Annotated in this window: 7 protein-coding genes and 1 pseudogene; 6 read left to right on the forward strand and 2 right to left on the reverse strand. The window is 39.5% G+C overall.

Annotated features, from left to right (window positions below; all coding sequences use genetic code 11):
* Positions 1–163: 163 nt before the first annotated feature.
* The 6 genes and pseudogenes from CY0110_RS31255 to CY0110_RS27080 all read left to right on the forward strand — a co-directional run.
* Positions 164–241 (forward strand): annotated as a pseudogene (locus CY0110_RS31255) (DNA-binding protein); the annotation flags it as partial.
* Positions 242–460: 219 nt separating this feature from the next.
* Positions 461–1,132, forward strand: coding sequence for a hypothetical protein (locus tag CY0110_RS27060; protein WP_008278851.1), 672 nt, complete (start codon positions 461–463; stop codon positions 1,130–1,132).
* A gap of 180 nt (positions 1,133–1,312) precedes the next feature.
* Positions 1,313–1,996: a PEP-CTERM sorting domain-containing protein gene (locus CY0110_RS31260; protein WP_035800845.1), complete on the forward strand. Its 684-nt coding sequence runs from the start codon at positions 1,313–1,315 to the stop codon at positions 1,994–1,996.
* A 221-nt stretch (positions 1,997–2,217) separates the two neighbouring features.
* The gene (locus CY0110_RS27070) at positions 2,218–2,502 is read left to right on the forward strand and encodes a hypothetical protein (RefSeq protein ID WP_008278853.1); all 285 of its coding nucleotides are present in this window, start codon (positions 2,218–2,220) and stop codon (positions 2,500–2,502) included.
* A 267-nt stretch (positions 2,503–2,769) separates the two neighbouring features.
* Positions 2,770–5,193, forward strand: a complete 2,424-nt coding sequence (locus CY0110_RS27075) for a plasmid replication protein, CyRepA1 family (protein WP_008278854.1) — start codon at positions 2,770–2,772, stop codon at positions 5,191–5,193.
* 130 nt (positions 5,194–5,323) lie between these two features.
* On the forward strand, positions 5,324–5,914 hold the full coding sequence (locus tag CY0110_RS27080) for a hypothetical protein (RefSeq protein ID WP_008278855.1): 591 nt from the start codon (positions 5,324–5,326) through the stop codon (positions 5,912–5,914).
* 122 nt (positions 5,915–6,036) lie between these two features.
* Here the strand turns inward: CY0110_RS27080 and CY0110_RS27085 are convergent, their stop codons facing one another.
* Positions 6,037–7,452, reverse strand: coding sequence for a hypothetical protein (locus CY0110_RS27085; protein WP_008278856.1), 1,416 nt, complete (start codon positions 7,450–7,452; stop codon positions 6,037–6,039).
* A gap of 174 nt (positions 7,453–7,626) precedes the next feature.
* Positions 7,627–8,289: DUF3991 and toprim domain-containing protein (locus CY0110_RS27090; RefSeq protein ID WP_008278857.1), on the reverse strand; the 663-nt coding region annotated here is incomplete at its 5' end.

Below are 8,289 nucleotides of genomic sequence, written 5' to 3' on the forward strand. Positions count from 1 at the left end.
AAACCTTGTTCTCAGGAACAAGAGTAGTTAGGATCGTGAATGTGCTAGTAGCTGTAGCTAATAAAATAGTGTTAATAATTTTCATGTTTAGATCCTTACTTAAGATGAAGATGGAACGATTTATATTATAGGAATAAGTCAGGAGTAGTCCTATTCTGTTTAAATGCCTAAGTCTTTAACCACTTCAGAAAATAATATACTGCGTCCCGAAGATTTTGATCCCCCACTGAAACGTAAAGAACAATAGGCGGTGTAGAGGCAAAAACTAAATAAAGTGCGATGTAGTAGGGTTTGCAGTCCTTGGTTGAAAAGGAGGTGAATTTCGTCGGGAGTGAGGATTTTCGCTCTGCCGTGTCGTTCTCTTTTCATGATCTTTAGGATTTCTTTATAAAAAAAATTTGAGATACAAATTAAATTTGTAAGCATAATGATTAATAATATTAAGCAATAAAGCAATACTATGGTATTAACTAAACAAGTCTATTCAGTTATTACAATTATTAGTGGTTCTTTGGCTTTGGCTCAATCTTCTTTTGCTGCAGACATTAGGTTGAGTCCAACTGACATAATTGATGAGCCAAAAAAACTCCGTGTTGTTTGGACTGGGACTGAATTTTTTCCTGGGAATAATATTATTTTAAATGAACCAAGTTTAGAAAATTGGTCAGTCTCAGAAACAACTTTAGAATATATAGGATTAGGTACATGGGCTAAACCTGATAGTGCGCCTATTGCTCCAGTTGAACCAGCAACCGTAAAGGTCAGACATACAACAGATCCACATCCTGAATTAGGAGAATCTGGTGGAGGTAGAGAAACGAGTTTGTCCATAGCTTTTTCTGAATTTCCTCCAAATGGCGAATTTACGCCTCTTGTGCCAAATAGCGGTTCTGATTCTAGCTCTGCATCACATCCTCCTATCCATTTTGATTCGTACAATATAGAATATACTTATACTGACAGAGGTAGTGGCAATCCAGATTCTTTAAGAGTTGTTTTAACAGGCACTCATATCCCTGAACCTAGTTCAACGTTTAGCCTTTTCGCTCTTGGCATACTTGGAGCAAGTACAATATTCAAAGGAAAATTAAAGTTTTCTAATTTTTATCAAAAAAGAAATCAGAAGTTTTGATTAAGCCAACAAGTAAAATATTCCGCAGTTGTAGATAAATATTTCCTTTTTATAACTAATCAACTGCTGATTTAGCAACGCTTATCTCTGTTTATTTAGCTCCATAAGAATTTCTTTATAGAAAATAATTTTAGGATTAGATAAACTTTAATGATTTTGAATAATAGTAGGATCAAAGTCATGCGTTATAAATTTTTCTTATATTCAATAACAATAGGTTTGCTAACTATAGTTCAACCAAATATTAAAGCACAAGAGATAGATTTTAATGACAATCCCATTGATTTTAAGGGATTTATAGTTAATGGAGATAAGATAATTAATCAAACTCAACCAACTTTAAAAAAGACTCAAAATGGATTTACAGTTGAAGATTTTACTTATACAGTTTCTCCTCCAGCTAGAAATTTGCAGTGGCAAGCTTCACGCGAATTTAATTTAATTGCTGAAGAAGCAAGTGATGTAACAGTTTCTATCGCAGGTAATACTAGAGTAACTTTAACAGGAGGAAACTTTACATTCATAGTTATAGGAGGAATAGATGAAGGGATCACAGTAGATTTTATATCGGAAGATATACAAGGACCTTTTGATGGTATTATTGAGTGGAATAAAAGTGGAATTGAAAAAGATGTTTCTCCAGGAACTCATACTTTAGACTTGATTGCTGGTGGAGCATTTAACAGTGCGAATCCTAATGATAGATTAATTGTGAGTTCAGTTTATGATATTTCAGCATCTGTACCAGAACCCAATTCAACGCTTAGTCTTCTCGCTCTTGGCATAGTTGGAGCAGGTACAATTCTCAAAAGAAAATTAAAGTTTTCAAATTCTCATCAAAAAGAACTAAAAAGTTTCGATTAAGCTAAGAGAAATACTTGTTTTAAATATCTATTTTGATTAAGTGATTAATTCAAAATAGAAGACTTTCAGAAGGAATTAAAGTGCTGGAAAGTAAGGCAGATTCTAAAGTGTCCCCCATTGTCTAGACAAAAATGCTCATAGGATAACTCCGCTAAATTCTTCACAAAACGGTCATGCCGTTTAATATGGAGGTAAGTCAGGAGTAGTCCTAATCTGTTTAAATGCCTAAGTCTCTAAACACTTCAGAAAATAATATTCTGCGTCCCGAAGATTTTGATCCCCCACTAAAACGTAAAGAACCAAGTCTCCCTGGTTATTGGACGCTTGAAGAGATTGCGACTGAGGTAAATCTTAGCACTCGTCGAATAGGATACGATATTACGGGCTATCCGAAGAAAAACATTGAGCCAAATCTAGAAGCGTTCAAAGTTGGGAGAATTCTCTTTATATCTGATGAAAATGCTTTAGAGTACATCAAACGTCATCGTGAACGCAAAAAATCTTAACAAATTATAGTTTCAAAAAGGTTTCCAAAATGAGAAACTCGTATTAAGGTAATAATACACAACAAAACCCCACCGACCGTCTCACCGAAAAGTAGGGCTTGTTGCGTATTTGTAAAAATACAATAATACTTATGATTAATCCTACCCTATTTCGGTGGGAACAGACAAGTATTGTACACAATTCTGCTGTCTGGAAATCCTCTGCATTTCTCAAGTATCCCCAAATCCCTTCCCCCCCTCTGGCTCTTATGAAGAGAAGGGGGAAGCGTGATCAATAACACCTTAATCCGTCAGGAATTCATCACATCGTCAGGAATCGCCCCTGACCTCTACGATTTTGCCGTCAAAATCGTCCCCGACCTTGAAATTGACTCCATCACCAAAGAAGTGACGGGAACGCCTTTGTATGACCTGTTGGGTTGGCCTTACACCCGATTTGGTCATCAAGCCAAACCCAACCTTCTTGGGGCGGCCTTCTACTCCGAAAATGGCAAGCTGTTTCAAACCAAAGTTTATGGTCAAGCCGATACAGGGAACAAAACAGGAAAATATTACGCCCCCAAAGGCATAGGGGACGTTCCTTATCTGCCCCCCGTGCCAGCCCTAACTTGGTTGGCTATGTGTATCGAACATCAGCAACCGTTACCAGAGAGGTTAATTCAATGGCTAAAGGGTTTAGTAGTGAGCAACACAACACTCCTGAACAGCTTAAAAGGCTATTGCTTAAGCATTGGAAAGAACAAGGCCAAGGACAAGGACACTTCCTGTTCAAACGAAAACGCAAAAAACATCTGGCTACGGTTGTTGAGTGGTTCAACCACAAATACCCCAATTACATCGCCGACTATCATCCAGGGGACAGAACCTCTTGCGGATTCTGCGCTATTAGAATTCTCGAAAGAACTAAGAGAGCAGAACATTGTCATTAACGGATATTGGGAATGGTTCCAAACCACCACCATCCCCTTAACCCTCACAGAAGGGGTCAAGAAGACCCTTTCTAGCCTCTCCATAGAGATTCCTACCATTTCCCTGTTTGGCTGCCAATGTGGGGCAAAAACTAAGGACTCAGAGGGGAATATAATTCCCCTGACCCTCATTCCTGAATTAATTCCCCTGGTCAAAGGTCGACGGGTTAACATCGCCTTTGACCGTGATATCAAACCCAAAGCCAAACAAGCCGTCATCAAAGGTATTAGAAGACTGGCGATCGCCATTTCCAAAGCCGGTGGCCATCCCCATATCGTCACCTGGGATGCCAAGTTAGGCAAAGGACTCGATGACCTCATCGTTAACCAAGGGGCTGACTTTGCTAAAACCGTCATCAACAGTGCCGTCTCCTTCCCCCAATGGGAAAATAAAGCTCTCACAAGTATTTCCCATTTGGTTGACCTCATCGTTAACCAACGTTACTTAGATATAGAAATTCCTGAAAATGCCCAATTAATCGGCATCAAATCCGCTAAGAAAACAGGAAAGACCCAATTACTGTCTAAAATCGCTAGTCTGGCAGAGGAGGGCGTTCCCATCCTAGTGCCATTACACCGAGAACAATTGGCTAAAGAACTGGGAAGACGGTTAAACATAGAATACCGCACCGAATTGACCAAAGCAGGACGGCAACTGGGGTATAGTCTCTGTGTGGACTCCCTCCACCCCCATGCCAATCCTCCCTTTAAGCCCAATAATTGGTCAGGAGCTATCTTAATGCTCGATGAAGCTGACCAAGTTATTTGGCACGCCTTAAACTCCCCTACCTGTAAATTCAATCGTGTACCCATGCTCGAAAGCTTTAAAGAGTTGGTGCAGAATGTCATTGAAGGAGGGGGGAGAATCTTTCTATGTGATGCGGATTTATCCCCCTTGGCCATCGAGTACATGGAGAAATTAATCGGCCATCCCGTCAAGCGATGGATTGTCGAGAATCACTATAACCCCAACCAAGGAAAACGAATTCTCTATAATTTCGACTCTCCTGAAATGCTTCTCAAACAAATCTTTGAGGCTATTGAGCGAGGGGAAAAAATTATTATTCACACCGCAGCCCAAAAGGCCAAGAGTCAATGGTCAACCATTAACCTTGAAATCCTCATCAAACAGGTCTTTAAGCATCTTAACCTCAAGATTTTAAGAATAGACGGGGAATCGTCAACGGAACTGTCACACCCTGCCGATGGGGTGATGGGAAATCTTAATGCGGTTCTCCCCCTCTATGACATTGTGATCACCTCTCCTGTATTAGAAACAGGGGTGAGTATCGATGTGAAGCACTTTGATGGGGTCTACTGTTTTGCCGGGGGTGTGCAAACCGTCGAAGCTGTCTGTCAAACCATCGAACGAGTTAGAGACGATGTACCTCGTTATTTATATGTCAAGAAAACCTCGTCAACCCGGATTGGTAATGGAGCGACAGATCACCGAGGGTTATTAAAGAGTCAAAAGAAAGTATTTACCACTAATCTGAATTTATTGGCTCAAAGTGATACTTTAGCTGCCTTAGATGGAGAACACCCTGAACACCTTTCCACTTGGGTTAAAAAGGCTTGTTTAGTTAATTTAGGTTATCGTCATTATCGAGAGTTTATCCTCACTAAGTTGGCAGAAGATGGGTATGAGATCATTAATTATACGGCTGACTCTGTTGAGGAGGAAAAGTCAGATAAGGAGGAAATTAAAGGGATGATTAGCTAATCAAGAGGAAATTATAACCAAGAATGTAATAGTATTTCTGCTCAGAGAACCCTAGTGATGCCGAATTAATGAATTAAAAGAGAGAAAAGAAAAGCAAAGAAGACCGACATCGCCAGCGTAAAGGGGAATTATGCGTCGTTATGGGACGGAAGACATTAGCCCTGAGATTGTGAAAAAAGATGATGAGGGTTGGTTTGGTAAGTTGACTTTACACTACTATTTAACCACTGGTAAACCTTTTCTCAAAGAAAGGGATAAAGAGAAGGTTGAGAAGTTAACTAAAAATAGTCCAGGGAAAGGGTTTACGCCGGATGTGAATAAGGCTTTACTTTCTGCTCAGATTATGGCTATGGAACGTATTAACATCAAGCAATTTTTTGACCCTGATAAAGTGTTTACTCACGATAATTTAAGGGAATGGTTTGAGCTTATTTGTCAGCCAGTAAATAGACAGCAAATTAAAGAGTATTTGAATATGAGCATTAATCCTGAAAGGGATACCCCGGTGGGTGTGGGTCAACGGTTGTTAATGTCGCTGTTTGGCATTCAGTTGACTTGTATTGGACAACGGCGGGTCAATGGGAAACGAATTAGGGAGTATAAGATGATGAGTTTAAACCCTGATGAGCGCATGAGTATTTTTGCTCGGTGGTTCGAGAGGGATAGTGCAAGGTGTCACACCCTCCCTATAAATACTATTGAACAGGAGGTGTGTGCCTAAAAGACCAAAAAAGAGACGGATAAAACAGAAGCGATAAAAATTTGTACTCTTTGAGCATAAATTTTTTCAAAAGGGAGACAATTATTGATCAACTTGAGCCAGAGCATCAAAAAATCCAGGAATTAAATTTTGAATTTGTAGCGTTTAAAGGTTGATATTGCACCTAAACTACCAAGAGCAAACAGACTAATGGTAGAAGTAGATTCTGGAACTTGTGCCACCCCAATTTTGAGGCTTCCCGTAACACCGCTTGAGCCAATTAGTGGTAAACCTTGACTATCAAACAGTGGCTGATCTGCAAAAAACCAGAAGGTTGTGAGTTCATCAGCAATACTAGCATCAAGCATACCAGATAAAAACGGGGATTCGATGGAGTTATTGATTCCTTCAGCAAATACTGGCGGAATATCTAGATAGCCCTGAATCATTCCTGCAAAATCAGGTGAACTAGATGGTATATAAGCTAATTCAAAAAGAAAAGCGTCCATCAGAAAACTATCATTAGTCGTATCCACTATCTGTAGGCTCGTATCTGAAAGATGGACTGTTCCATTCTCTTGAACACCAATTAACAACATGGGGTCTATTTGGATTTGCCCACGTCCAATAATGGGGTCTGTTGGATCATTCGTAACAGTCAGTAGTGTATCTCCACCAAAACTTAGGCGATTTGTATTTGAGTCAAATAAAGAAAGGGAAGAACTAGGAGAAGTTGACCCCATTTGTTTTGATTGCTCTGGTTTTTTAGCTTCTTTTCCAGCTTTTGGTGCTTTATTCCGTTCTTTTATCGCTTCTTTAACACCTTCATCAGTATCAACTGTATCACTTTTGCCATGGTCAGTTAGCTTATCGTATTTTTTGCCAAGTGTATCCATTTGCATGGTACTCGACGCTATACCTCTTTGTATAAGACGGTCGTTTATTGCTTTTTCTGCTTTAGCTTTGGCATTGTTAATTTTTTCTTGAAGAGTATTTCCTTCACCAACGTACATACTTCCCATAAGATCCCGTAGTGAATCTTTGAGCTTTCCTTCAATCCGCTTAGTGTACTCTTCCTTATTTAGAGTGTCATGACCATTCTCATGTTCTTTTAAAGTATCATCAGCATCGTTGGGCAAGTGGATTACTGTCTTTCCTGAAACGGTGACATTGATTGAAGTGATAGTAATCTTTCCATTTTGATCCGAATTAAATTGGTACATAAATGTCTGTTGAATAAATGGTTGAGCAAAAGCATCTTCTCCCTCTCTCAATAGAGAGTTGCCATTTTCATCTGCGGGGGGACCTGGTAAGTCTCCAGGGATAGTTGGGTCTGCTTCTGTACCTGGAGATTTATTCGGATCAAATTCCATGATCATCGGCATACCCCAAGGATTAACTGTCACATTAGTATTACTTAATGCGGGTGGAGCGAACGATAGTGTTGTCGCTATTCCTAACATAATCCCTCCACCGAGTAGGGAAATTTGCTGTAATAATTTCTGAAAAACGCTAGCAATGGATTCTGTCTTAGGATTTGATTCAATAGGAGCTAACACTGTTTAGATTTCCTTAATTATGTAACTATTTTTAAGTCTCAACTTCATGAACAGTAAGAAGAGAAAAGATTAAAATAGTGAAATTCTAAACAACTTAACCTAACAAATTTCCATATCTTAACAAAAACATTATTGTTCGATAAGAGCAGATGAAAAAGGAATGAGTTCTCTTATTCAAAGAGACAACCCTCTACTCCGACTACGCTTCTGTTCTTGTTCCCTTTGCTGTCTAATTTCAGCCATTAAAGCCTCATTCCAATCCTTATGATGCCTAGGCTCTATCCGATTAATTTGAGCCGTTTCAGGGGCAATATTCCTTAATTCCTGCTCTATTTTCTGACCAGCTTCATCGTTATCAGTCGCAATCATAATGTGTCCCCCTTTATTATGGAACTTCTCAAAAACCCCTTTAAGTAGAGTTTTCTGCTTCTCTGATAAGGTTCCACCAGTAGCAAAGTAACGGGTAGTATCATCAGGGAATAATTGATGATAACTTAAGCAGTCCAGGGGACTTTCACAGATAACCAGCGTCGTATCATCAGGTGAACCGTTAGAAGCCCATAAACCCTTGATACCACCTTTGGAAAAGCTCTTAAACTCCTGATTACGCATTTCATAGCCACAAACCCCCTCACGGTCTGCATGAGGGAAAATAACATTATTACGGCTGTCCGTGTAGATTCTCCCTTGAAATCGAGGATCATTGCTGGTCTGTTGACTGATGCCTCGTCGGGTTAAATAAGGATGAGTTACGATTACTTGGAACCCTTCAAATTGAGTAATGATTTTATGTCTATCGGGGCTACTTGGGCTTAATTTAGGCGTTGCTTGTTTAGG

The organism is Crocosphaera chwakensis CCY0110 (assembly GCF_000169335.1).
In the GTDB taxonomy this organism is placed as follows: domain Bacteria; phylum Cyanobacteriota; class Cyanobacteriia; order Cyanobacteriales; family Microcystaceae; genus Crocosphaera; species Crocosphaera chwakensis.